The following is a 23,803-nucleotide window of genomic DNA, read 5'->3' as shown; positions in this document are numbered from 1 at the left end:
CTCGGCCGGGCCTCTGGCGATGACGGACTCCATCCGGGCCGGCGGCACCCCTCGCAAGGAGCCGCCGGCCAACAGTTCCCCGGAGCGTCAGAGCGGGAGACCCCCAGCAAGATTCTTATTCCGGATCAGGAATATGCCCGATACGGCTTGGACAGGCGCCGAAGCCGGCCTTAGCGTCGTCGACGGGTTGGGAGGCACTCGACCCGGAAGGGGTCAGCATGGCTGAGCGCCCGCAACTACTGCGTCTTACCGGCAAGTTCAACGGCCCGAACTGTGACGACGACGACTGCCCGAACGTGTACGCCACCGATCGGGGGACGTTCGTGGTCCAGGGCGACCACTTCACGGCCCTGGAGGTGCCCACCGGGGAGTCCGCCGTCGAGATTCCCCGGCATGTCCTGGAGGAGGCCGTCCGTGCTCTTGGATGGTGACCAGTGGCGCGCTCACTTCGACAGCTACCAGCACGAAGCGTTCCGGTTCGAGGCGCAGCCCGCCTACACCGTGCCCAGGGAAGCAGAGAGCCTGGCCCGCTTTCTGCGCGGCGAGCCGAAGCCGGTCGATCACAACGCGGCGTGGCACCGGAGGGTGCACGGCTTCGTCTCCTCGGGGCGGACGATCGGCCGCGTCCGGGTGGTGCGCCGCCCCCTCACGGACTACCAGCGGTACCAGTTCGCCTGGGGCATCCCCGGCAACATCGCCGCCGGAGAAGACATCCGAATCCTGGACGCCACTGAACGGAACTTCGGCATTCCCGACCAGGATTGGTGGCTGTTCGATGGTTCCTCGGCAGTCCACCTGAACTTCCGGCCCGACGGCACCCAGATCAACCGGGAGCTGGTCAGCGGCGACATGCGCCGACATCACGAGTGGAAAAGAATCGCCCTGGCTCACTCCGTGCCGTTTTCCGAATACCTGAAAGAGCTCGGGTGACGCTCGATCCGGATCAGCTCGGCCGGTCGAAGTCCGATCTGGCCGAAACGCTCAGAAGGCTCCGCCTGGAAGCCGGTCTCACAGGAGACCGGCTTTCGGTGCGTTGTGGCATCTCCCAGAGCAAGATCAGTAAGATCGAGACCGGGAAACTGACCCCGACCCTCGTCGATGTGGAGCGCATCCTCAGGGCTCTTGGGGCTCCGGCCGCCCTCGTCAGGGAAGTATCCTCGCTGGCTCGTACGGCCAATACCGAGTGGCAGGACAAGCGAGCCTCATGGCGCCGGGGCATCGAAAAGCGACAGGCGGAGCTGGCGTCGCTGGAGTCGGACGCGACAGAGCTGCGATATTTCCTGCCGGCAATGATCACAGGCCTCCTGGCCACGCCCGAGTACATTCGGGCCAGCCTGAGCCACTCCCCTGGTGACAGGACGATCGTCGTGGGCCGCAAGCTGGAGCGCCAGGCGGCTCTCTACGACGAATCGAAGTCGTTCACGTTCCTGCTCACGGAGCAGGCGGTGAAGTGGGCACTGCTTCCTCCTCAGGCCATGGCCGTCCAGATCGACCGCCTTGCATCGCTCACCCATCTGCCGTCGGTTCGAATCGGCGTGATTCCATATGGGACACTTATCACTCGCGGACCAATGAACACGTTCACGGTGTACGACGACCGCCTCGCCACTGTGGAATCGTTCACCGGCCGTCTCGCATTTCGCGATCACCGGGACATCCAGCGCTATCGTGAAATTTTCTCGATATTCGAAGAATCCGCCCTCTTCGGCGACGAGGCCAGGGGGCTGCTCGGTGAATGGGCGATGATGTACCGCGAGTGATCTTTATTCGTTGACGGGAATACCGTTGTCCGGCCTGCTCGAACTCTCCTACTCTGGACGCCTGCGCTACGGCGACTCGGTACGGCAGAAGGACGGGCCGATGAACACCTGGGAGTTCGTGAAGGACCGGACCGCCACCCGAGGGGCGGTCTGGAGATCGGCCGACGGCTCGCTCTACAAACGGACCGGCGGAGAGGACTTGCGGGCGGAAGTCGAGTTCCAGCAGCTGGCCGCCGGACTGGGGTACCCCGTACCGGCGATTGTCGACAGCGGATTCGAAGACGGAAGTTACTTCGCCATCGAACGCACCATCGGCAGCAGCTCGTTGCACGAGGACGCCCTGGCCGATGCTCAGCGGACCGGACAGGTCGGCGACCACGTGATCAGCGCCGCGGCCGCCGTCGCCTCGAAGCTCCTACAGGCCCAGGCGAGGCACCCTCTGCCCTCGACACCGTGGTTCGAGAAGGCGGCCTTCGCGGCGGACGTCTTCGAGGAGAACCCGGACTTCGACACACCGCGGGTCCACCAGGCGGTCGAGCACGCCCTCGCCCGGCTGTCCCGACTCCCCATGGTGCACGGGCACTTGGACTACGGCCTGCCCAACATCCTCACGGCCGGGATCATCGACTGGCAGCACCACGGACCGATCCCGTTCGGCTACGACGTGTACCCGGCGCTCGACATCGTGGCCTTCAAAGGTGGAGGCAAGGGCTACACCATCACCTCGGAGCAGCGCGCCACGTACACCGTCGCACTCGACCGGACCAGCACGTCCCTGATCGGCCGGCGGGTGAGCGATCACCTGGGCGACTTCCTGCTCGTCAAGTGCTTCTTCTTCCTCGCCCTCATGCGGCCCACTCACCCCGCACGGCATGACAAGCACATCAAGTGGCAGTACCGCCGTGCCCTCTTCTCGATGGGACTTGAGCAGTATGAGTCGTCCACCACGATCGACACCGGGGCCTTCCCCGCTCTGGAGCAGTTCGCCGCTGAACACCGGTAGGCCGGTCCCCGCCGTCCGCGACCGTGACTACCTGATGGATCACCACGGCGTCGTCTTCAAGGTCATCGGGGACAGTCACCCCGGCAGCCACTACCTGGGCTACGTCAAGTACCACCCCGACGAGAAGGGGGACCGGCGGGTCTTCGGCCGGACCTACCGGCAGAACAGTGTCGTGTCGAAGTCCTTCGGCATCCTTGCCGACCGACCGGAGTGCTACGTCTACTCCGACGCCCTCGGCTGCGTCATCACGGGCATTCCGCGTGAGGACGTCGCCGTCCACTACTCGTGCCGCCAGGCCCTCTCCGCCATCCATGAGGAACCCGGAGCGGTCGCCGACAATCCGGCAGGCAAGGACCTGCTGGCGATCACCGAGTGGATCACCGCGAACGGCGCCCGGGATCTCCTGGGTGTCACCGGGTCCTTTCTCGTCGGCTGTTTCAACGAACGCTCGGACATCGACCTCGTCTGCTACGGGCCGGAGGGCTACGAGGCCGCCCAGGACCTGTTCCAGCAGACCGCTCTGATCAAGCCCTACGACGGAGACGACCTGACCCGGCTGTACATCCGCCGGGCCAAGTACATGGAGGGCAGCTCCTTCGAGGCCCTCATCAAGCAGGAACGCCGCAAGCTCCAGGGGCTCACCTCCAGCTCCGGCGCGCACATCAACTGCGAACCCATCCGCTCCGACCGCGACAGACCCTTCTCCCGCATCTCCTCCAAGGAGATCGGAGAGATCTCCCTCCTCGCGAGAATCACCGACCACGCCGAAGGCCTCACCACCCCGGCGCTCTACGGGATCAAGGTCAGGACCATCCTGAGCTCGACCATCGACGAGCCCGACTCCTTCGCCCGCCGGATCACCCACATGCGCTCCTACCTCGGCGCCTACACCGGCGCGTTCCGATCCGGAGACACCGTGCACCTGTCCGGCAAGCTCGTCCACTCCCAGGACGGCGACCGCAGCAGCTTCGGCATCGAGCTCACCCCCTGGACCGTCAGCGGCTCCTACGTCGCCAACCTCGCCGCGTAGGCGCCGCGTGGTGGCCCTGCTCGTCATCCGGCACGCCGAGTCCGTCGAGAACGCCGACAAGTACCACGGCTTCTACCAGGACCCGCGCCCCTGCACCGGAGCCGTCGCCCACACCATCTCCCGCACGATCGTCGGCCTGACCCCGCACGGTTTCCGGCAGGCCCAGTGGCTCGCCGGTGTCCTGCCGAAGCTCGCAGGCCCCACGCCGCACGTCTACACCTCGACCTACCGCAGGACGATCGACACCGCCGCGATCGCCCTGCCCGACATCCCCGACGGCTGGCCCCGGCAGACCACGCTCCTCGACGAGCAGCACTACGGCGACGCCACCTACATGACCAAGCGTGAGCTGAACGACAGCTACCCCGAACTCGCCGAGGACCGCCGCCTGCGCAAGCACCTCTGGACCGCACCGGGTGGCGGCGAGTCGCTCGCCGAAGGCGTACTCAACCGGGCCACCGAGTTCGCCGCCCTCGCCCACGCCGAACTCCAGGAATCGAGCACCGTCGTCGCCTTCACCCACCAGACCGCCGCCGTGGCACTCCGCTCCCTACTCGAAGCCTGCACCCTGCCCGAGATCCTCGCCGAGGAGCGGAAGGGCAAGATGCCCAACGCCGCGATCCTCCACTACGAGCTGCGAGACGGCCGGTTCACCCGGACGGGAACCACAACCCCGCCGGTCTAGGAGGAGCCCGTGCGACACCTGTTCCTCAACGGCCCTGTCCAGAACGGGACCTTCATCTTCGACACCCGCCCCGGCAAGGCCGTCGGCATCCGCCTCGCCGCTGTCCTCAACGCCATCCTCGGCTCACCGCCCGCACCCCACCTGTGGAACACCGTCACCCTCGCCGGAGACCTCCGCCACCGCGAGGCCGAGGAGCCGAAGATCCCCCGTCAGCGCTTTGAGACCGACCTCATCGCGGGCAAGTACGCGCCGGGGCAGTCTCCGACAGGCGGCATCATGACCGACACCGACACTGAGGTCGCAGGCCTCGCCCTGGAGATGATCGAGAACAACCTCTGCGCCGGCACCCTGGTCATCAGCCGTGAGACCGTTCCCACCTGCCGGGCCTGCGGCCACATGACCGGTACCGGTGGCCACCCCTGCAAGGCCTGCGGCAGCACCGACACCCGGGACCGCGCAGGCCTTCACCTTGTCGCCGAACCCGCCGAGGACCGCCCCGTCCTCGACCGCTCGGACATCCACGCCAGTCACCGGCAGCAGCCCAGACACCTTCAGGGCACCGTCGGAAAGGTTCCCGGGCGCCTGATCCTCTCCCGCACCCGCGACCACGGCATCGACCTGTCGCCGTTCGGTCTCGACCGCCTCGTGCTCGACCCGCGCGCCGGCATCCATGCCACCGTCCTCGCCGCAGCCCGAAGGCACCGGGCGGAGGTGGCCGTCATGACCATCACCCAGAACGCCGCCAACCACATCGCCGCCCACGGCCTGCACTTCCGCGAACACGACGGCATCCGCCTCCGCTATGCCCTCCACGGACACCTGCCCTACAACCACACGGCAGGTCTTCAACCGCTCCACGACACATACCGAGCCACCCCGGCGATCAAGGAGAGCTTCGAGGCCTGGTTCCTCCCCCTCTTCTCCCTGCAGGCCAAGGCCGCAACCCGACCCGACCAGCTGCCGGCAATCTTCAGGCACTACATACGGGCGCACCTGGCCAGACCGGCTGCAGCCGACGAAGAGATGATCGAAGCCCTACGGCGCTCAGTCGAAGCCGGCAACACGGAATGGATCACTCAGAAACATGCGCTGGCCGCCGCGATGACAGTCTGCGAGGCCGCTGCATAGGAAGTCGGGCCCACCGACTTCCTATGCACGGGGACGCTCCACAGAAACGTCGCCACCTTCGACGGAAGGGCGGCTCCCGCGAACTCGCGGGAGCCGCCCTTCCTCCGGGTACCGCCGTCACACTTCGGTGGGCTTCGGGACGATCCAGAGTTCGGACGGGCCGCTGATGATGACGGACTCCAGGCGGGCCGGCGGCGGGCTGGCCGGGTCCAGGACGCTGCCGGGGTAGGCGCCGAAGAGGCCGGCCAGGGCCACTTCGGCCTCCAGCCGGGCCAGGGGTGCGCCGAGGCAGAAGTGCGGGCCGTAGCCGAAGGACAGGTGCTCCTTGTCGGGGCGGGTCGGGTCGAAGTCGTCCGGCCGGTCCGGGTGGACCTCCGGGTCCCGGCCGGCCGCGCCGAATCCGAGCAGGATCGGCTCGCCCTGCCGGATGACCACGCCCTCGCCGAGGTCGATGTCCTCCAGCGGGTAGCGGAGCGGAATGTGCATCACCGGGCTCTCGTGGCGCAGGGTCTCCTCGATGACGTCCTCCCAGGCGAGGGTGCCCTCGCGGACCTGGGCCAGGTAGTGGGGGTGGCTGAGGAGCGCCTGGACGGCACTGGTGATGAGGTTGACGGCGGTCTCGTACCCGGCGCCGAGCATCAGGAAGAGCTCGTCGCGGGACTCCTCCTCTTCGCGGCCCGTGTCGCCGCCGGTGCTGACGGCGGCCACGTCGCTGGCGAGGTCGGGCCCGGGGTCGCGCCGTTTGAGCTCCAGCAGTTCGACCAGCACCACGTTGATCTCCGCCCGCGAGAGCGTCATCTGCTCGGTCGTCGCCGTCGTCGTCAGCAGCGTGTCCATCGACCGGCCGATCTGCGGCCGCATGTCGGCGGGTACGCCGAAGAGGTCGCAGATCACCGTCATGGTGAGCGGGAGCGAGAGGGCCCGGCGGATGTCCACGGCCTCGCCGGGGGCGAGGTCACGGAACGCGCCGACCAGGGCGGCGGTCGTCGCCTCGATCCCGGGCCGCAGCGCGGACACCCGGCGGGGCGAGAACGAGGGCGCCATCCGTCGTCGTGCCGAGCGGTGTTCGTCGCCGTAGCGGTTGAAGAAGTTCTGCTGGAACGCGATCGGGCCCATCGGCCACCCCTCGGGCACCGAGGCCAGGTCGGGCCAGTGCTTGCGCGGGTCGCGGGAGACCCGCGGATCGCCGGTCAGGGCGCGGATCACCGAGCTGCGGGTCACGGACCAGGCGATGATGCCGCCGGGGAGTTCGACCCGCACGGCGGGCCCGGCGGCGCGGAGTTCCGCGTTCTGCTGGTGCAGGGCCCGGGCGGTCATGTCCAGCACCGGGCAGCCGTTGTCGTCTGGAGCCATGGCATTGCTCCTCAGGATCTCTCGGGGGTGCCCCGGCAGTCCGTGCGCGGCACGGGCCCACCGTGTCCGGGGTCTGTGCTCCGTTCTAAGGCGGCACGGAGCGGTCGTCAACGGGCCGCGACGCTGTTACCAGGATCATCCAGCCAGACGGACTGTGCACCGTCTACACCGACGGTCACCCGGAACCGGCCCAGGCGCGGGCCGTCGTCGTGATCGCGGCCGGGCCTGCGCGGGGCTCAGGGGCGGAGGAGGTGTTCGGCGAGGTCGACGGCTTCGCGGACGGGGACGAGGCGGCAGTCGGTGGTGCCGAGGTGGGTGGTGGTGATACCGGTGGCGGCGGCGAGGACGCGGGTGCCGAGGTCGGCGAAGTGGAGGTCGTCGAGCTCGGGGGCCCGGAAGGTGAGCCAGCCGTCGGGGCCGACGCAGCGGTACTCGCGCACGGGGACGTCGGGCATCCGCTGGTCGGCGAGGTGGAAGGCGGTGAACCGGGCCATCGGGACGCCGAGCATCAGCACCCGGGCGTCGAGGTCGTAGAGGCGTCCGAGCGGGGACTCGGGGCCGAGGTGGGAGGTGAGGGGGTGGTGGGCGGTGATCGCGCGGGCGTGCCGGCCGAGGGCCGTCCAGGAGGTCTGGGGGTGGCGGCTGCGCAGGGCGCCGGGGCGGGTGCGGATCTCCTCGGAGAGGGCGCCCATGGTCGGCGAGCAGGGGGTGGTCGCCGGGTCGAACCGCGGCATCCGGGCCCGGTAGGCGGCGGTCTCGGCCGGGGTGAGGCCGGCGGTGGCGGTCTGGTGGATGCGCGAGGTGGCGGAGTTCTCGGGGGTGGCGGTGTAGGCGACCAGGGTGCCGCCGGGGCCGAGGACGTGGAGCAGCGCGTCGGCGACGGTGGCGGCGCCGCCGTCCACCGGGCCGAGGGCGCGCAGGGAGGCCTCGACGTGCACCACCATGCCCGGGCGGACGCCGAGTCGGATGAACCCGGCGACCAGGCCCCCAGCGGTGAGGGCGGTATCGGTGGGAGCAGTGCCGGTGGGAGCAGTATCGGTGGGAGCAGTGCCGGTGGGAGCAGTGACGGTGAGGGCAGTGACGGTGCGCATGGCCGCTCCTCTGGGTCAGACCTCGGCGTGGCGGGCGTGGCCGCGCTCGTGACCGCGCTCGCGGCGGGCCCGTTCGGCGGCCCGTTCGGCGGCGGCGGGCAACGGTACGGCGAGCCACGGAGCGACGCTCTCACGCATGCCGTCGGCGAAGCGCAAGCCGAGCGCCGTGAGGGCGCCGGATCCGGCCAGCCGGTCGACGGCTTCGGCGGTGTACCGGCGCCAGAGCGCGAACTGGGTGCGCGCCCGGTCGGCGGCCTCGCCCGGCAGCCCGTCGTAGGCGAGCGCGCGGGTGCCCCAGTACTCGGTGACGGCGAGGTGCGCGTAGGTGCCCTGGAGCAGGCCTTCGAGCGGGCGCGGGTCGGGCCGCCAGGGCGCGAGGTACAGCTGGTCGTCGGCCGGGTCGTGGAGGTCGAACAGGTCGAGTACGGCGCCGAGTTTGACGTGCTGGAACTCGTGCGCGAGCAGCAGGGCGAGCGTCGGCGCGGTCGCGGGCCGGGCGATGCCGACCGCGCCGTGGGCCTGCCGGGCGGCCGAGCTGACGTCCCGCCCGGCGGGGCCCGGCCGGAGCGGGGTGATGGTGGTGAGGCCGGCCCTGAGGCCTTCCGCGTACGCGGGCAGGTCGTGCCCGAGCAGTTCCCAGGCTTCGCGCAACGCGCCCGTCCAGTCGAGCAGTTCGCCGTCGGAGAGCCGGCCGGCCACGGCGTGGTCGTGGCTGTCGCGCAGCGGGTCGACGTCCTCCAGGGTGACCGTCCACCCTCCGGCCAGCCGGACCCGCCGCAGCGGCTCGTCCAGGGCGGCGGACACCGATCCGTCGGACGCCCGCACGCTGAACCCGTCGGCCAGGCCGGTGACGACCGCGTCCCCGTCCGGGGCGGCGGTCCGCCCGAGGGTCGGCAGGTGCAGCCACCCGCCGCGCACCGGCACCGCGACCGCGTCCCCCCGCCCGGCGCGGACGGCGGCGGCGGCGGCCAGGGCGGCCAGCGGGCCGAGCCCGACGGTGAGGTCCCCGGCGAGCCGGCGGGCGGCCCAGGCGCGGGCGTACGGGTGGGCGAGGACGGTGTCGACGGCGGCGGGTGCGCTCGCGTCGAGTTCGGACAGCAGCGCCCAGGCCGCCGATCCGGGCTGCCCGGAGGCGTCCCAGGCGGCGGCCAGCATGGCCCGGGTGAGGGCGAGTTGGGCGCGGGACAGGGCCCGTACGGTGTCCTGGTCCCCGTACCCGCGGGCGAGCTGGTCGAGCTGCCGCTCGGTGAGGGTGGCCGGCACCACCGGCTCCCCGGCCTGGGCGGGGACGGAGGGACCCGCCGCGGTGACGGACCCGGCGGCGGACCCGGCGGCGTCGCCGGCGAGTTCGTTGATGAGCTTCATGAGGTCACCGCAGTAGACGGAGGGATTGTCGAAGCCCGTGTCGGCCCGGTACCGGTGGGCGTACAGGCCGCCGCCGCAGCTGCGGACGACCGGGCAGGCCCGGCAGGCGGCGCTCAGCCCGGCCAGCCCCGACTGGCGGGCGGCCATGCCGGGGTGCAGCGCGACCTGGTCGAGGCTGTGCGCGAAGACGTCGTACCCCGTCTCCGGCGCGCCGTCGTAGGCGGTCTTGAGACTGTCGGCCTGTTCGAAGCTGCCGTCCGTCTCCAGGACGACGAGGTCGGAGGGTTCCAGGCCGAGCGATTCGGTGAGGCTGGAGAGCCCGTGCAGCGTCCGGTGGACGGATTCGAAGGTGCGGACGGCGAACGGGCGGCCGTCGGCGTCCCATCTCCGGTACACGGCCAACAGCCAGTCCGCGTAAGGCGTTCGCGCACCGTCGGCGGCCGGTTTCGGCCGGTCCTCCCAGGTGGCGTGCGGCAGCAGGAAGTCGACGGCGGGGGGGTCGAGTTCGGCCAGGGCCCGGTAGACGGCGTCCGGGTCGTTCTCGATGTCGACGGTGCAGAGCAGCCCGGCGTAGAGGTGCCGGTACGCGGGCCGGCGCAGCCGCTCGACCGCCCGCAGGACGTGCGGGTGGCTGCTGCGGCCGTCGGCGAAGCGGCGGTGGCGGTCGTTGGCGGCGCGGTCGCCGTCGAGCGAGACGCCGACCCTCATGCCGACTTCGGCGAAGAGTTCGCAGTAGGCGTCGTCCAGTTGGACGCCGTTGGTGTGGATGCGCAGGTCGAGTGCGCAGCCGGGCGGCAGGGCCGCCCGGAGCGCCTTGGCCGCGTGGCGTAACCGGTCCGGGCCGGCGAGCAGGGGTTCTCCCCCGTGCAGGACGACCCGGACGGCGGGCAGCCGGTGTGCGGCCGCGTGGTCGCCGATCCGCTCGGCGATCCTGTTCAGGACTTCGTCACCGATGACCTTGGGGCGTCGACGCCAACTGGTGTCGGCGTGCTCGTACACGTAGCAGTGATCGCAGGCGAGATCACACCGGCTGTGCACTTTCACGACGAACTGGGTGAAAGGCAGCGGAGTTGGCGTCATGGTCGATCGGATTCAGCCGGAGCCGATGGTCAGTCGGCTGATCAGATGGAGGAGTTGAAGGCCGCGACCGGCACCGCACCCGCACCGGTGTCGGGCAGGGCTCGTCGGATCCTGGCGGAGAGTTCCTCGGCGCCGAGCTGGGCGAGGTCGGCCAGTGAAGGTCGGTTTTCGCCCTGAGGCTCCGTCAGTTCAGTGCGGGGCATGGTGTCCAGTGCGGGTGTCATGTTCGATTCTCTTCCACGATGGGGGTTAGAGAGAAGCAGGGCCGGGTATATAGGTCGGCCTAGTCGACCAGGGTACTGCCAGCACGTGGGCTGCGCCGTGCTCTTGCGCGCCCCTAACAGCCCACTACCCCCTTCACGCAGCGAAGTCTCGCCAAAAGTTCACCCACTCGGCGGTCGCGTGAAGGCACCTGACCGGCGCACAGGGGCCCGGCGTCGCGCCGCCGAACCCACCCCGGCGGCGCCCCTTTGCCGACGCACGGCCGCCGACCCGGCCCGACCCGCTCCACCGGCGCGGCCGGAGCCCGCTCCCCCGGCGCTCGCGCCCCATCCGAACCACCGGTCGGCGAAGGCCGGTTGGCGCGATTCGACAGCGCCCCGCACTCCCCCGCACCGCCCGACGGCCGGCCCGACGAGCCCGTCGGCGGACCAGCCGAGCCCGACGAGCCCGGCGGCGGGCCAGCCGACGGACGCGCCGGTATTCGAACGCCTCGCGGACCCGCCCGCTACGGGCAGAGCCGCTCCACCCGCCACCCGCCCGCTCCGGCCGGATCGGCGAGGTAGCGCAGCCGGTCGTGCAGCCGGTTCTCCCGCCCCTGCCAGAACTCCACGCTCTCCGGGATCACCCGGTACCCGCCCCAGAACGGCGGCACGGGCACGCCCTCGCCCTCCGGGTAGCGGCGCTCCAGTTCGGCGTAGCGCTGTTCGAGGACGTCGCGCCCGCCGACCGGGCTGGACTGCTCGCTGGCCCAGGCGCCGAGCTGCGAGCCGTGCGGCCGGGTGCGGAAGTAGGCGGCGGTCTCGTCCCGGCCGACCTTCTCCACCCGCCCCTGGACGATCACCTGGCGGGCCAGCGCGATCCACGGGAACAGCAGCGCGGCGTACGGGTTGGCGGCGAGCTCGGTGCCCTTGCGGGAGCCGTAGTTGGTGAAGAAGACGAAGCCGCGCGCGTCGTAGCCCTTGAGCAGGACGGTGCGCGAGCTGGGCCGCCCCTGGGCGTCGGCGGTGGAGAGCACCATCGCGTTGGGCTCGACCACCCCGGCGTCGTCCGCCTCGTGGAACCAGCGGGTGAACTGGGCGATCGGCTCGGGCGCGAGCTGTTCCTCGACCAGGCCCTCGTGGGTGTAGTGCTTGCGCATCAGGGTGAGGTCCGGTCCGGGCCGGGCATCGTCGGCCAGGATCCGGGTGGCGGGGCTCAGGGGCGTCGACTGGGCGCGTTCCGGGGTCTGCACGTCAACATCATCCCGTACGACAAGCAACCGGCACCGCTACCTCCGGACAAACCCCGGTGGGAGATAAGGTGTCCCGCCACCGCTCGACCGCCCCCCGTACGGTGAATTGTCCCGAACCAGGCGTTTGGTTCCGGAGATTCCCGGGCACGACCGACCCTCGGCGGAAAAGTCAAGCGGGCCCAAGCGCAACATCACCATGGTGGTGTATGGCGCAATGCACCCGGTGCCTGTCACTCTGGCACCGAGTGCCAACCACCATTCGGTCACTGGCGCGCCGCCCCACCACGGCGCAGCGCCGATCGCAGAACTGAAGGAGCCGTCGTATGTCCGACTTCGTACCCGGGCTTGAGGGAGTCGTCGCGTTCGAGAGCGAGATCGCCGAACCCGACCGTGAAGGCGGCGCGCTGCGGTACCGCGGTGTCGACATCGACGACCTGGTGGGCCACGTCTCCTTCGGCCACGTCTGGGGCCTGCTGGTGGACGGCAAGTTCAACCCCGGCCTGCCGGCCGCCGAGCCGTTCCCGATCCCGGTGCACTCCGGTGACATCCGGGTCGACGTGCAGTCCGCGCTCGCCATGCTCGCCCCGGTCTGGGGCCTCAAGCCGCTGCTCGACATCTCCGCCGAGCAGGCCCGCGACGACCTCGCCCGCGCCGCCGTGATGGCGCTGTCCTACGTGGCCCAGTCGGCCCGCGGCCAGGGCCTGCCGATGGTCCCGCAGAGCGAGATCGACAAGGCCGAGACGGTCGTCGAGCGGTTCATGATCCGCTGGCGCGGCGAGCCGGACCCGAAGCACGTCAAGGCCATCGACGCCTACTGGACCTCCGCCGCCGAGCACGGCATGAACGCCTCCACCTTCACCGCCCGCGTCATCGCCTCCACCGGCGCCGACGTGGCGGCCGCGCTCTCCGGCGCGGTCGGCGCGATGTCCGGCCCGCTGCACGGCGGTGCGCCGTCCCGCGTGCTCGGCATGATCGAGGAGATCGAGCGCACCGGCGACGCCACCACCTGGGTCAAGAACGCGCTGGACCGCGGCGAGCGCCTGATGGGCTTCGGCCACCGCGTCTACCGCGCCGAGGACCCGCGCGCGCGCGTGCTGCGCCGCACCGCCAAGGAGCTCGGCGCCCCGCGCTTCGAGGTCGCCGAGGCGCTGGAGAAGGCCGCGCTGGAGGAGCTGCACAACCGCCGCCCCGACCGCGTGCTGGCCACCAACGTCGAGTTCTGGGCCGCGATCATGCTGGACTTCGCCGAGGTGCCGGCGCACATGTTCACCTCGATGTTCACCTGTGCGCGCACCGCGGGCTGGTCGGCGCACATCCTGGAGCAGAAGCGCACCGGCCGGCTCGTGCGCCCCGCCGCGCGCTACATCGGGCCCGGCCCGCGCCGCCCCGAGGAGATCGAGGGCTGGGACGCCATCGGCCACTGAGCCCACCGAGCGCCCCCGAGCGCCCCCGAGCGCCCGCCGAACGCCCCCGAGCGCCCCGAGCGCTCCGCGTCCGCACCACCCCTGAGCAGCGGGTCCGACCTCCGTCGGGCCCGCTGTTTCCGCAGCTGGGAGCCGTGAAGATCACAGTCTCAGCGGGCGGACGACCGTACCCCGGGCGGCTCCCCGGCCGGTAGGCTGCGCGCGTGGCTCAGATCCAGATCCCCGCTGACATCAAGCCCGCAGACGGCCGTTTCGGCTGCGGACCGTCCAAGGTGCGCCCCGAGGCCCTGAGTGCCCTCGCCGCCACCCAGACCTCCCTGCTCGGCACCTCACACCGCCAGGCCCCGGTCAAGAACCTGGTCAAGCGCGTACGCGAGGGCGTGAGCAGCCTCTTCTCGCTCCCCGAGGGCTACCAGGTCGTCCTCGGCAACGGCGGCTCCACCGCCTTCTGGGACATCGCCGCGTTCGGCCTGGTGCGGGAGAAGTCCCAGCACCTGGACTTCGGCGAGTTCTCCTCCAAGTTCGCCTCCTCGGTCAAGGCCGCGCCGTGGCTCGCCGAGCCGAGCGTCATCAAGACCGCCCCGGGCACCCACCCGCTGCCGGTCGCCGAGGCCGGCGTCGACGTCTACGGGCTCACCCACAACGAGACCTCGACCGGCGTCGCGATGCCGATCAAGCGCCCGGTGGGTGCGGACGAGGGCTCGCTGGTCCTGGTGGACGCCACCTCGGGCGCCGGCGGCCTGCCGGTGGACATCACCGAGACGGACGTCTACTACTTCGCCCCGCAGAAGTCCTTCGCCTCCGAGGGCGGCCTGTGGCTGGCCGCGTTCTCCCCGGCCGCCCTGGAGCGCGCCGCCGAGATCGCCGGCTCCGGCCGGTACATCCCGCCGTTCTTCGACCTGCCGACGGCCATCGACAACTCGTCGAAGGACCAGACGTACAACACCCCGGCGATCTCCACCCTGTTCCTGCTGGCCGACCAGCTGGAATGGCTGAACGGCAACGGCGGGCTCGACTGGGCCGTCGCCCGTACGGCTGATTCCTCGTCCCGGCTGTACGCGTGGGCCGAGAAGTCCTCCTACGCCAGCCCGTTCGTGGCGAACCCGGCCGAGCGCTCCCAGGTGGTCGGCACCATCGACTTCGACGAGTCGGTGGACGCCGCCGCCGTCGCCAAGGCACTGCGTGCCAACGGCATCGTGGACACCGAGCCGTACCGCAAGCTGGGCCGCAACCAGCTGCGCGTCGCGATGTTCCCGGCGATCGACCCGGCGGACGTCGAGGCGCTCACCCACTGCATCGACCACGTGGTCGAGCAGCTCTGAGCGATCCCGTGCACGGCTGAGGGCCACCGCCTCCGGGCGGTGGCCCTCAGCCGTTGCGGCGGGGTCGACCTGCCGGGCCCGATGGGCGTGCCCGCCGGCCCGGCTACCCGCCGACCATCGAGCTGATCAGCACGACGACCAGCAGCAGCACCAGGGTGCCGGTCACGATACGCATACGAGTCTTGGGATCCACGGTCAACGAGCGTACCTCCGGACCACCCGCCGACCGACCGGAGCCCCGGGCCCAACGGCCGCCCCGGGCTCGACGGACACCCCGGGCCCAGCCCCCGCCCCGGGCGCGCCCCGGCTCAGCTCCAGTCGGCGAGCGGCCACGCGCGCAGCGAGGAGTAGTGGGCGAAGCCGCCGTCCAGGTCGCTCTGCATCAGGTGCAGCTCGGCGGCCTCCCACTCCGGCCCCCGGTAGTCGGCCAGCGCGGCCGCCAGGGTGTCCAGCTCGGCCGCCGCGAGCCGTTGGACGGCCCGCCGGTGGCCGCGCGAGGAGCCGGCCCGGGCGAGCGTGAGGTGCGGGTGGAAGGTGAAGGCGTCGACCTCCCCGGTCACCGCGGCCGTGGCCTCGGACACGGCCTCGGCGAGCCTGCGCAGCGCCCAGGTCTGCCCCTCCACCCCGGCCCAGAGCACCCGGTCGCCGAACCGCCCGGCGCCGGCCAGCCGCAGCCGGTGCACCGGGTGCACCTCGGCGACGGCGGCCAGGCCCGCCTCCAGCTCCGGCAGTTCCTCGGCCGGTACTTCGCCGAGGAAGGCCAGGGTCAGGTGCCAGCCCTCGACGGTGGTCCAGCGCAGCCGGTCCGCCCCGGGCAGCCCGCGCACCGGCGCCACCGCGTCCGACAGCCCCTGCAACGCGTCGACCGGCGGCAGGACCGCCACGAAGAGCCTCATGGAGACATCTTCCCGCGCGAGGCCGTTTGGGCTAGAACCTTGCGTATGAAGATCCGCACCGGGGGACCGGACGACATTCCCGACATCCTCGCCCTGCTCGACGGCGCCGTGGGCTGGCTGGCCGGCCAGGGCCGCACCGGCCAGTGGGGGGACCAGCCCTTCAGCACCATCCCGGCCCGGGTCGAGCAGGTCTCCGGGTACGCCACCGAACCGTTCCTGATCCGCCTCGCCGAGGACGACGAGGGCCGCACCATCGGCTGCTGCGTGCTGTCCGAGCAGCGGGGGAAGTACATCCCCCCGGTGGACGAGCCCGAGCTGTTCGTCCGCATCCTGGTCACCGACCGCAGCCGCAAGGGCTCGGGGATCGGCGCCGCGCTGATCGCCGACGCGGTCGAGGAGACCCGCCGGCGCGGCCTCGGCCTGCTGCGGGTGGACTGCTACGCGGGCGCCGACGGCAGGCTGGTCGGCCTGTACCGGGCGCTCGGGTTCACCGAGACCGAGTCCTTCGAGGTCGAGCAGCCGGACGGCGTCTGGCCCGGCCAGGTCCTCGCGATCCGGCTCTGACCTCGGCCCCGCGCCGAAGCCCCTCGGCCCCGCGCCGAAGCTCCTCGACCCTGCACCGAAGCTCCTCGACCCCGCGCCGAAGCTCCTCGACCCTGCACCGAAGCCCCGGGGCGGACCACCACCCCGGGGCATGACACTTCGTCAGCAGGCGGGCGCCAGCTCCGACTTGGCGGCGGTGACGGTCCGCGGCACGAAGGCCACCACCCGGCCGCCACGGCCGGGGTGCAGGTCGAACCGCACCCGCAGGTCCGCGCTGCGGGCCAGCACCAGGCCCACCACGCCGGCCGCCAGCGCGGACACCAGTCCGCAGGCCAGCAGGCCGAGCCGAGGCCCGTACGAGGCGGTCACCCAGCCGACGATCGGGGCGCCGATCGGCGTGCCGCCGGTGAAGACCAGCACCAGCAGGCCCATCACACGACCGCGCATCGCGGGGTCGGTGGCCAGCTGCAGCGTGGAGTTGACGGAGGTGTTGAAGCTGAGTCCGAACACCCCGATCAGCGTCAGCAGCACCGCGAAGGTCCAGTAGTCGGGCGCGAACGCGGCCACCACCTCCAGCGAGCCGAAGGCCAGCGCCGCCGCCACCAGCCGGCGCAGCCTGGGCACGCCCCGGCGGGCCGCGAGCAGCGCGCCGGCCAGCGAGCCGACCGCCATCGCGGTGTTCAGCAGGCCGTACTGCCCGGCGCCGACCTTGAAGGTGTCGTAGGCGAAGCCGGAGAGCAGCGTCGGGAAGTTGAAGCCGAAGGTGCCGATGAACCCGGCCAGGACCATCGGCCAGAGCAGTTCGGGCCGCTCCTTGACGTAGCGCAGGCCCTCCCGCAGCTGGCCCTTCTCGCGGGCGATCGGCTCGGTCGGGCGCAGTTCGCTCTCCCGCATCGCGAGCAGCCCGCCGATCACGGCGGCGAAGGACAGCGCGTTGACGGCGAACGCCCAGCCACTGCCGACCACGGCGATCAGCAGGCCCGCGACGGCGGGGCCGACCAGCCGGGCGGTCTGGAAGTTGGCGGCGTTCAGGCTGACCGCGTTGGCGAGGTCCTTGGGCCCGACCATCTCGGACACGAAGGCCTGCCGGGTCGGGTTGTCGACCACGGTGACCAGGCCGAGCAGCAGCGCGAAGGCGTACACGTAGTACGGCGTCACGACGCCGCCGATGGTCAGGACGGCCAGGCCGGCGGCCAGCAGGCCCATCGCGCCCTGGGTGTAGATCAGCAGCCGGCGCTTGGGCATCCGGTCGGCGAGCACGCCGCCGAACAGGCCGAGCAGCAGCATCGGCAGGAACTGCATGGCGGTGGTGATGCCGACCGCGAGGGGGCTGCCGGTGAGGCTGAGGACCAGCCAGTCCTGGGCGATCCGCTGCATCCAGGTGCCGGTGTTGGAGACCACCTGGCCGGCGAAGTAGTAGCGGTAGTTGCGAACGCGAAGGGAGGAGAACATCCCCCCGGGCCTCGTGAAGCGGGCACCTGTGGGAGACGTGGACGCGTGGGTGCGTCCGGGAGCGGCGGGGTCGTCCGCCGCGGTGCGTTCGTCGGGGTCGTCGTCGCCGCTGCCGGGCAGCCCCGTGGGGGCGGGCGCCTGGAGGTCGGCGGCCGCGGCGCCTGCCGCGGCGGGGTCGGTGGTCTGGTCGTCGGTGCGGATGGCGGCGGCGCTGGCTGCGGCCGGCGGTGTCACGGTGGTCTCCCCTCGCGGCGCGGCGGCCCGAACTGCGGCCGTCGTGCTCCTGGTTTCGGTGATCGGTCCTGCGGTGATGCGGTGCTCCTTCTTCTCCCGGCCGGCGGGCCGGGGTCGGTGTGCCTAGAGGTGTGCGAGCTTGTAGAGCACGGGCGCGGCCTCCCGGAGGACGGCCCACTCCTCCTCGTCGAGCCCCTCGGCGAGCTCGGCGAGCCAGACGTTGCGGCGCCGGCGGCTCTCGGCGAGGATCGCCTCGGCCTGCTCGGTGCTGCTGACGACCACCTGGCGGCGGTCCTCGGGGTGCGGCTCGCGCCGCACCAGCCCCTTCTCCTCCAGCATCGCGACGATCCTGGTCATGGAGGGCGGCTGCACGTGCTCCTTCCGGGCGAGCTCACCCGGTGTCGCCTTTCCGCATCTGGCGAGGGTGCCGAGCACCCCCATCTCGGTGGGGCTCAGCGACTCCTCGACCCTCTGGTGTTTGAGTCGACGGGAGAGGCGCATCGTGGACGATCGCAGCTGATTGATCGCTGCGAGGTCCTGCTCGGACATCTCGGGCATGTTCTTTAGCTTACGTCATTACTCTCGCTAAGGAAAATGCGTTCCCATTCCACCCCGTCGGCCCCGTCCGTTCACCGCGCGCCGGAAGATCGGCCCGGTGCGATGCTGGTGCTGGGTCTCGAATGATCTCGACTGGAAGGGCCGACCAGACATGTCCGACCTCGCCGCCGACCCCGCCGCCGGCCCCACCTCCGGCCTCGCCGCCGGGCCGGGCGACACCGGCTTCGCCCGCCTCGCCATGGTCACCATCGACTGCGCCGACCCGATCGCGCTGGCCGGGTTCTACGGCGAGCTGCTGGGCTGGGAGAGCCGCCACCTGGACGAGCAGTTCGCGATCCTGGACAACCCGGAGGGCGGCAGCCCGCTGGGATTCGGCCGGGTGACGGGCTACCGGCCGGAGCCGTGGACGGAGCCGGACGGCGGCAAGCACTTCCACCTGGACTTCTACGTGGACGACCTGGACGAGGCCATCGCGAAGGCGCTCGCGCTCGGCGCGACCGAGCCGACGTACCAGCACGGCCGGACGCTCAAGGTGCTGATCGACCCGGCCGGCCACCCGTTCGGGCTAGCCCCGCTGGAGTGACGAACGCGCAGTGACGGACCCGGAGCGACGAACCCGGGGTGACGAGCCCGGAGTGACGAACCCGGAGTAACGGACGAACCGCCCGGCGGCCGTGCGCAGGCGGTGTCAGGAGTTGGTGCCAAGATCATGCAGGCCGCGTAAAGGTCCATCCTGACCAGGGACTTCACGAAAAGCGCGAACCTTGTGCGACCGTCCGGTAGTGGTTACTGTCCCCCGTTGTCAGGGGCACCACACGCCAGGTCTCCCTTCGGCGGCGCCGTTCCCGCGCCCGTTGCCGCGTCCCCTTCCGACCATCCGTGTCCGCCCGAGGCCTGGCGCCCTTCCTCCCCCGCATCCGTCCTGGGAGCTCTCTTGGGTGAGATCCATCATGCCGACCACGGCTGGGTGACACCGGCGGTCTCGTACTTCGTCGCCTGCCTCGGCGCCTTCGTCGCCCTGCGCAGCGCCCGCTGGGCACTCGTCTCGCAGGGCCGAACCAGGGTGGTCTGGCTGCTCTTCGCCTCGACCTCGCTCGGCGCCGGGATCTGGTCCATGCACTTCATCGCGATGCTCGGCTTCTCCGTCACCGGGGTCGACATCAGCTACCGGCCCGGGCTGACCGTGCTCAGCCTGCTGGTCGCCATCGCCGTCGTCGGCATCGGCCTGTTCACCGTCGGGTACAGCCGCCGGCCCGTCCTGTCCCTGCTGGCCGGCGGGCTGACCACCGGCCTCGGGGTCGCGGCGATGCACTACCTCGGAATGGCCGCGATGGTCCTGCCCGGCCACCTCGACTACGACCGGCTCACGGTCGGACTGTCCGTCGCCATCGCGGTGTTCGCAGCCACCGCCGCGCTGTGGGCCACCCTGAACATCCGCGGCACGCTCGCCGTCCTGGCGGCCGCGCCGGTCATGGGCGTGGCGGTGTGCGCGATGCACTACACCGGCATGGCGGCGCTCTCGGTGCGGCTCGACTTCTCGCACTCGACCCAGGGCGGCGTGATGGCGCTGCAGTTCATCTTCCCGCTCGGGGTCGGGCTCGGCTGCTACGTCTTCTTCGGCTCGCTGGCCTTCGCCGTCTCGCCGAGCCGCGGCACCACGCAGCCGCTCCTGCTCGGCCCCGCGGCCCCGCTGGCCCCCCTGGTCCCGCGCCAGCGGCGGCAGCGGGGCGAGACCGGCGCCAGGCGCTGAGCCGGGCGGGCCCCACCCCCCAAGCCCCGAGGGCGTCCGACCGGGTCCCCCACCCCGGCCGGGCGCCCTCGGCTCACTTCCGGCGGCCGCCCCCGCATCACTCCGGCGGGCGTCGCCGTCTCACTCCGGCCGAAGCCGCCCGCTCACTCCGGCCGCCCCAGCAGCCCGGTCAGGTGCGCGGGCGTGGCCACCGGGCAGACCTTGTGCACGAAGTCCCGCCGCAGCGCGTGGTACGGCTCGCCCGCCCGGTAGAAGTTGGCGTGCATCCGCCGCAGTTCCTCCGCCCGGTACTCGGCCAGCGGCTTCGCCTCCTCGTCGACGGACCGCCGGCGTTTCTTGTCGACCAGCCGCCCGGTGAGTTCGGGCGAGGCGCCGAGCGCGGCGGCCTCCCGGGCCACCCAGCGCCGGAAGGCGGCCGCGTCCCCGCCGCAGGTGCGGTCCACCAGGCCGATCCGGCGCGCGTGTTCGGCGCCGACCGGCAGCGCCTCGGTGGTCAGCCGCGCGGCCTGCTCGTCGCCGACCCGGCGCGGCAGGGTGTACGTCCAGTACTCGGAGCCGTAGAGGCCCATCAGCCGGTAGTGCGGGTTGAGCACCGCCGACTCCCGGCACCACACCTCGTCGGCGGCGAGGGCCGCCATCAGGCCGCCGGCCGCCGCGTTCCCGGCCAGGGCGGCGACGGTGAGCTTGTCGGTCGTGGTGAGGACCGCGTGGACCAGGTCGTCCATCGCGTTGATGTTCTCCCAGGACTCCAGCGCCGGGAAGGCCGCACCCTCGATGACGTTGAGGTGGATCCCGTTGGAGTAGAAGTCCCGGGGTGCCCCGAGCACCAGCACCGAGGTGGGCCGGTCGGCGGCCTCACGGTAGGCGGCGAGCAGCCGGCGGCACTGCCCGGTGCTCATCGCCCCGCCCGCGTAGGCGAATTCGAGGTAGCCGACGTCGCCCTCCTCGCGGTAGCGCAGCTCCGACCAGGTGTCCCGGCGGGCCGCCGAGGCCGGCGTCACCGGGACTTCGCGGACCCGGTGCAGCCGGCCGGCGAGCACCGTCGCGGCCGGCTGCTTGAAGGTGGCGGGCCCGCCCGGGGTGCGGCGCGGGCGCAGCTGGGGGATCCAGACCGCGCCGTCCACGGTGGCGCGGCAGATCGCGCCGTCGCGGGTGGCGAGCACGGCGCCGGGCACCGGGCCGCGCAGCTCGTCCTCGGGGTGGCCGCCGTGCAGGAAGTACTCGCGTCCGAACAGCTCGTCGAGCACGCCGGGTTGGGAGTCGGCGGCGCGGAGCTTGCGCAGCACGGTGGCGGTGTCGTCGGCGGCCCAGTCGATCCGGCGCGCGTCCTGCCGCAGCAGGGGCCGCAGCCTGCCGTGGACGTCCGGCCGGTCGTAGTCGAGCGGTTCGGGGGTGAACAGCCCGCCCTCGAAGCGCTGGACGGCGAGCAGGACGGCCTCGACGGCGGCGTCGGCGACCTCGCCCCGGTACAGCTCGCTCTTGCCGCAGTCGGTGACGGGGAACTCGACGGACGCCCAGATGTCACCGGCGTCCATCTCCTCGACGGCCTGGAGGACGGTCACGCCCCAGCGGTCCGCCCCCTCGGTGATCGCCCAGTCGAGCGAGGAGGGGCCGCGGTCGCCCTGGGGCCCGGGGTGCACGATCAGGACGGTCCGGGTGGACCAGATGTCCTGCGGGACGGCCTTGGTGAGCATCGGACAGATGATCAGCTCGGGGTCGGTACGGTCCACCGCCGTCCTCATCGCCTCGTCGCCGAGGGCGAGTTGGACGGCGACCTGGTGGCCGCGCCCGCGCAGCTCGGTGTGGACGCGCTGGGTCAGGCTGTTGAACGCGCTGGCGATCAGGAGAATGCGCAAGAGGGCCTCCGGACAGGGACTGGGGTCGCGCGCAGGCGATGAAACCAGGGCATGGACACGTAATGATTACGTTCTACGCCTTCCCGCCCGACCCTCACGCACTCCGCACACCTGTGCCCCCGGCGTGGCGCCCGCTTCGCCGGATCTCCCCAGCCCCTCCCCGGAGTTGACGGACCCGGCCGTTCGCCGGCATCGACGGCGGCGACCGCTCGCCGACGTTGACGGCAGCGGTCGCTCCCCGGAGTCGACGGCCCCGGCCGCTACCTCGGAAACGCCCGGCGGGCCCGCCAGGTGGTGTGCTCGCGGGACACCGCGTCCTCCGCCTCGGCGGCCATCCGGGCCCAGCGCGCCTCGGCGTCCGGCGTCTTGAGGTCCAGGTCGGAGAGCTGGTTGCCGACGTTCTCCAGTTCGCGCGCGGCCAGCTGGTAGGCGGCGGCCAGCGGGCGCAGCTGCTTGAGCTGGGTCCAGGCGATGACGGCGGCCGCCGCGGCCGAACTGGCGCCGAAGACGTGCACCTGGAGGGCGCCGGTGGCCTGGGCGACGGCCGCCGCCGCGCCGATGATGATCAGCGCCGCGATGCCGAGCCCCCAGGACACCGCCTGCGTCTCGCACGCCTCGGCCCGGGCGCGGTACCAGGTGCGCTGGCCCTCGACCCGGGTGCGCAGGTAGAGCATGCGGCGCGCGGTCAGGCTGCCGGCCCGCATCCGCCGCATCTCCGGGGTGATCTCGGGGACGGTGCCGGGCGGCACGATCTCCGGGTCCTCGAAGGCCCGCAGCACGTCCTCGACCTGGAGCAGGTAGCCGCGGTCCACGTCCGCGGACTCCGCCTCGCCGTCGAACGGCCGGGCCCGGACGGTGTACTTCCAGGCCAGCGTCTTGACCGACTCGGCCGCCGCCCGGGCCTCGTACCAGCGCCCCTGCGGGTTGCTGCGGCGCAGCCGGGACCAGAAGTAGCCGGCGATCAGGAAGGCGCCCACCGAGTACAGCGGCACGCTGTCGAAGGAGCCGCGGTCCTTCGGCCCGGGGAACGAGCCGATCACGGCGGCGATCACCAGCATGGCGATCAGTCCGCGGTACCAGCGCAGCGTCTCGCGCTGGCCGTCCAGCGAGGCCTTGTCCGCCGTCCAGAACAGCTCCGGCAGCAGCTTCGCCTCGTCTCCCCCGGGCGGATCCTGTTGCACCATCGGTCGAGCCCCCTCCCGGTGTCCGTCCAGGCAGTATTCCCTCCGTCAACTTCGCTACACAGGGCCATTCTTGACATTTTTCCCGGCAATGATCGCCACACCGCCCCCGGAACCGGTACAACCGGTTGCATGCCGCTGCACTGGAAGCTCGTCATCGACTGCGCCGACCCGAACCGCCTGGCCGCCTTCTGGGCCGCCGCCCTCGACCACACCCTTGAGGAGCACAGCGCCCTGATCACCCGCCTGCTCGACGCCGGTGCCGTCACCCCGGACGCCATCACCGAGGTCGACGGCCACCCCGCCTGGCGCACCCTCGCCGCCGTCCGCCACCCCGAGGACCCGTACGACCCCGCCACCGGCACCGGCCTGGGCCGCCGCCTGCTCTTCCAGGCCGTCCCCGAGCCGAAGCACGGCAAGAACCGCCTCCACCTCGACGTGCACCCGGGCCCGGGCGAGCGCGAGTCGACCGTCGCCCGCCTCCAGGCGCTCGGCGCCACCGTGCTGCACGACGTCGAGGAGCAGGGCGGCTCGTGGACGCTCATGGCAGACCCCGAGGGCAACGAGTTCTGCGTCCACTGACCGCCGGCCCCGGGGCGGCGCCCCCGGGAACGACGGCGGCCCCGCCCTTCCCCCCAG

23 protein-coding genes are annotated in these 23,803 nt (G+C 71.7%); 13 read left to right on the top strand and 10 right to left on the bottom strand.

Going from position 1 to position 23,803, the window contains the following annotated elements; translation table 11 throughout:
• The first annotated feature begins 218 nt into the window (after positions 1–218).
• Genes ACFVTF_RS19755 through ACFVTF_RS19725 form a run of 7 tightly spaced genes read left to right on the top strand, consistent with a single transcriptional unit; the run spans position 219 to position 5,606 of the window.
• Complete coding sequence (locus ACFVTF_RS19755; RefSeq protein ID WP_387815031.1) at positions 219–431, top strand: hypothetical protein; 213 nt, start codon at positions 219–221, stop codon at positions 429–431.
• Positions 415–930 (top strand): DUF6879 family protein, encoded by a 516-nt coding sequence (locus ACFVTF_RS19750; RefSeq protein WP_387815029.1) that lies wholly within the window; start codon positions 415–417, stop codon positions 928–930. The genes ACFVTF_RS19755 and ACFVTF_RS19750 overlap by 17 nt, the downstream gene beginning before the upstream one ends.
• The gene (locus ACFVTF_RS19745; protein ID WP_387815027.1) at positions 927–1,760 is read left to right on the top strand and encodes a helix-turn-helix domain-containing protein; all 834 of its coding nucleotides are present in this window, start codon (positions 927–929) and stop codon (positions 1,758–1,760) included. Before ACFVTF_RS19750 ends, ACFVTF_RS19745 begins: the two co-directional genes overlap by 4 nt.
• Positions 1,761–1,770: 10 nt before the next feature.
• On the top strand, positions 1,771–2,763 hold the full coding sequence (locus tag ACFVTF_RS19740) for a phosphotransferase (protein WP_387815025.1): 993 nt from the start codon (positions 1,771–1,773) through the stop codon (positions 2,761–2,763).
• Positions 2,764–2,797: 34 nt separating this feature from the next.
• A complete protein-coding gene (locus ACFVTF_RS19735; protein ID WP_387815023.1) occupies positions 2,798–3,793 on the top strand; it encodes a hypothetical protein in 996 nt (331 codons plus the stop codon).
• A gap of 10 nt (positions 3,794–3,803) precedes the next feature.
• On the top strand, positions 3,804–4,478 hold the full coding sequence (locus tag ACFVTF_RS19730; protein WP_387815021.1) for a histidine phosphatase family protein: 675 nt from the start codon (positions 3,804–3,806) through the stop codon (positions 4,476–4,478).
• Positions 4,479–4,487: 9 nt separating this feature from the next.
• Entirely contained in the window at positions 4,488–5,606 is a 1,119-nt protein-coding gene (locus tag ACFVTF_RS19725; protein ID WP_387815019.1) for a hypothetical protein, read from the top strand.
• 117 nt (positions 5,607–5,723) lie between these two features.
• Here the strand turns inward: ACFVTF_RS19725 and ACFVTF_RS19720 are convergent, their stop codons facing one another.
• The 5 genes from ACFVTF_RS19720 to pdxH form a co-directional block, all read right to left on the bottom strand.
• Positions 5,724–6,959, bottom strand: coding sequence for a cytochrome P450 (locus ACFVTF_RS19720; RefSeq protein ID WP_387815017.1), 1,236 nt, complete (start codon positions 6,957–6,959; stop codon positions 5,724–5,726).
• Between the two features lie 236 nt (positions 6,960–7,195).
• Positions 7,196–8,050 carry an aminoglycoside N(3)-acetyltransferase gene (locus tag ACFVTF_RS19715; protein ID WP_387815015.1) on the bottom strand — a complete coding sequence of 285 codons (855 nt, stop codon included), beginning with the start codon at positions 8,048–8,050 and terminating at the stop codon, positions 7,196–7,198.
• A 15-nt stretch (positions 8,051–8,065) separates the two neighbouring features.
• Positions 8,066–10,495, bottom strand: coding sequence for an FxsB family cyclophane-forming radical SAM/SPASM peptide maturase (locus ACFVTF_RS19710; RefSeq protein ID WP_387815013.1), 2,430 nt, complete (start codon positions 10,493–10,495; stop codon positions 8,066–8,068).
• Positions 10,496–10,536: 41 nt separating this feature from the next.
• Positions 10,537–10,719 carry an FxSxx-COOH cyclophane-containing RiPP peptide gene (gene fxsA, locus ACFVTF_RS19705; protein ID WP_387815011.1) on the bottom strand — a complete coding sequence of 61 codons (183 nt, stop codon included), beginning with the start codon at positions 10,717–10,719 and terminating at the stop codon, positions 10,537–10,539.
• Between the two features lie 503 nt (positions 10,720–11,222).
• Positions 11,223–11,855 (bottom strand): pyridoxamine 5'-phosphate oxidase, encoded by a 633-nt coding sequence (gene pdxH / locus ACFVTF_RS19700; protein ID WP_387815217.1) that lies wholly within the window; start codon positions 11,853–11,855, stop codon positions 11,223–11,225.
• 416 nt (positions 11,856–12,271) lie between these two features.
• Here pdxH and ACFVTF_RS19695 point away from each other — a divergent pair, with 416 nt between their 5' ends.
• Both ACFVTF_RS19695 and serC read left to right on the top strand, forming a co-directional pair.
• Positions 12,272–13,372, top strand: coding sequence for a citrate synthase 2 (locus ACFVTF_RS19695; protein WP_350877533.1), 1,101 nt, complete (start codon positions 12,272–12,274; stop codon positions 13,370–13,372).
• 203 nt (positions 13,373–13,575) lie between these two features.
• Positions 13,576–14,694 (top strand): phosphoserine transaminase, encoded by a 1,119-nt coding sequence (gene serC, locus ACFVTF_RS19690; protein WP_387815009.1) that lies wholly within the window; start codon positions 13,576–13,578, stop codon positions 14,692–14,694.
• A 308-nt stretch (positions 14,695–15,002) separates the two neighbouring features.
• Here serC and thpR read toward each other — a convergent pair whose 3' ends face one another.
• The gene (thpR, locus tag ACFVTF_RS19685; protein WP_387815007.1) at positions 15,003–15,590 is read right to left on the bottom strand and encodes an RNA 2',3'-cyclic phosphodiesterase; all 588 of its coding nucleotides are present in this window, start codon (positions 15,588–15,590) and stop codon (positions 15,003–15,005) included.
• A 45-nt stretch (positions 15,591–15,635) separates the two neighbouring features.
• Between thpR and ACFVTF_RS19680 the strand changes: the two genes are divergently transcribed.
• Positions 15,636–16,154, top strand: a complete 519-nt coding sequence (locus ACFVTF_RS19680) for a GNAT family N-acetyltransferase (protein ID WP_387815005.1) — start codon at positions 15,636–15,638, stop codon at positions 16,152–16,154.
• Positions 16,155–16,295: 141 nt separating this feature from the next.
• On the opposite strand, the gene ACFVTF_RS19675 is transcribed toward ACFVTF_RS19680, so the two are convergent.
• The gene (locus ACFVTF_RS19675) at positions 16,296–17,585 is read right to left on the bottom strand and encodes an MFS transporter (RefSeq protein WP_387815215.1); all 1,290 of its coding nucleotides are present in this window, start codon (positions 17,583–17,585) and stop codon (positions 16,296–16,298) included.
• A gap of 357 nt (positions 17,586–17,942) precedes the next feature.
• Positions 17,943–18,377: a MarR family winged helix-turn-helix transcriptional regulator gene (locus ACFVTF_RS19670; RefSeq protein ID WP_063348195.1), complete on the bottom strand. Its 435-nt coding sequence runs from the start codon at positions 18,375–18,377 to the stop codon at positions 17,943–17,945.
• Positions 18,378–18,528: 151 nt separating this feature from the next.
• On the opposite strand from ACFVTF_RS19670, the gene ACFVTF_RS19665 reads away from it, so the two are divergent.
• The gene (locus ACFVTF_RS19665; RefSeq protein WP_387815003.1) at positions 18,529–18,960 is read left to right on the top strand and encodes a VOC family protein; all 432 of its coding nucleotides are present in this window, start codon (positions 18,529–18,531) and stop codon (positions 18,958–18,960) included.
• Positions 18,961–19,311: 351 nt separating this feature from the next.
• Entirely contained in the window at positions 19,312–20,127 is an 816-nt protein-coding gene (locus ACFVTF_RS19660; RefSeq protein ID WP_387815001.1) for an MHYT domain-containing protein, read from the top strand.
• A gap of 143 nt (positions 20,128–20,270) precedes the next feature.
• On the opposite strand, the gene ACFVTF_RS19655 is transcribed toward ACFVTF_RS19660, so the two are convergent.
• Both ACFVTF_RS19655 and ACFVTF_RS19650 read right to left on the bottom strand, forming a co-directional pair.
• A complete protein-coding gene (locus ACFVTF_RS19655) occupies positions 20,271–21,983 on the bottom strand; it encodes an enoyl-CoA hydratase-related protein (protein ID WP_387815000.1) in 1,713 nt (570 codons plus the stop codon).
• A gap of 260 nt (positions 21,984–22,243) precedes the next feature.
• The gene (locus ACFVTF_RS19650; RefSeq protein WP_350877520.1) at positions 22,244–23,167 is read right to left on the bottom strand and encodes a DUF4231 domain-containing protein; all 924 of its coding nucleotides are present in this window, start codon (positions 23,165–23,167) and stop codon (positions 22,244–22,246) included.
• Between the two features lie 129 nt (positions 23,168–23,296).
• Here ACFVTF_RS19650 and ACFVTF_RS19645 point away from each other — a divergent pair, with 129 nt between their 5' ends.
• Positions 23,297–23,746, top strand: a complete 450-nt coding sequence (locus ACFVTF_RS19645; protein WP_387814997.1) for a VOC family protein — start codon at positions 23,297–23,299, stop codon at positions 23,744–23,746.
• The last annotated feature ends 57 nt before the right edge of the window (positions 23,747–23,803 follow it).

Source organism: Kitasatospora sp. NPDC057940, from assembly GCF_042887425.1.
Classification (GTDB): Bacteria; Actinomycetota; Actinomycetes; order Streptomycetales; family Streptomycetaceae; genus Kitasatospora.
The sequence above is the reverse complement of the archived record's forward strand: the minus strand, read 5'-3'. Positions and strand labels throughout refer to the sequence as shown.

Coding starts and splice junctions, on each gene's coding strand:
- ACFVTF_RS19675 (WP_387815215.1), bottom strand. CDS start 17,585: ATGTTCTCCTCCCTTCGCGTTCGCAACTACCGCTACTACTTCGCCGGC.
- ACFVTF_RS19680 (WP_387815005.1), top strand. CDS start 15,636: ATGAAGATCCGCACCGGGGGACCGGACGACATTCCCGACATCCTCGCC.
- ACFVTF_RS19735 (WP_387815023.1), top strand. CDS start 2,798: ATGGATCACCACGGCGTCGTCTTCAAGGTCATCGGGGACAGTCACCCC.
- ACFVTF_RS19645 (WP_387814997.1), top strand. CDS start 23,297: ATGCCGCTGCACTGGAAGCTCGTCATCGACTGCGCCGACCCGAACCGC.
- pdxH (WP_387815217.1), bottom strand. CDS start 11,855: ATGCGCAAGCACTACACCCACGAGGGCCTGGTCGAGGAACAGCTCGCG.
- ACFVTF_RS19720 (WP_387815017.1), bottom strand. CDS start 6,959: ATGGCTCCAGACGACAACGGCTGCCCGGTGCTGGACATGACCGCCCGG.
- thpR (WP_387815007.1), bottom strand. CDS start 15,590: ATGAGGCTCTTCGTGGCGGTCCTGCCGCCGGTCGACGCGTTGCAGGGG.
- ACFVTF_RS19710 (WP_387815013.1), bottom strand. CDS start 10,495: ATGACGCCAACTCCGCTGCCTTTCACCCAGTTCGTCGTGAAAGTGCAC.
- fxsA (WP_387815011.1), bottom strand. CDS start 10,719: ATGACACCCGCACTGGACACCATGCCCCGCACTGAACTGACGGAGCCT.
- ACFVTF_RS19665 (WP_387815003.1), top strand. CDS start 18,529: ATGTCCGACCTCGCCGCCGACCCCGCCGCCGGCCCCACCTCCGGCCTC.
- ACFVTF_RS19755 (WP_387815031.1), top strand. CDS start 219: ATGGCTGAGCGCCCGCAACTACTGCGTCTTACCGGCAAGTTCAACGGC.
- ACFVTF_RS19695 (WP_350877533.1), top strand. CDS start 12,272: ATGTCCGACTTCGTACCCGGGCTTGAGGGAGTCGTCGCGTTCGAGAGC.
- ACFVTF_RS19715 (WP_387815015.1), bottom strand. CDS start 8,050: ATGCGCACCGTCACTGCCCTCACCGTCACTGCTCCCACCGGCACTGCT.
- ACFVTF_RS19670 (WP_063348195.1), bottom strand. CDS start 18,377: ATGCCCGAGATGTCCGAGCAGGACCTCGCAGCGATCAATCAGCTGCGA.
- ACFVTF_RS19650 (WP_350877520.1), bottom strand. CDS start 23,167: ATGGTGCAACAGGATCCGCCCGGGGGAGACGAGGCGAAGCTGCTGCCG.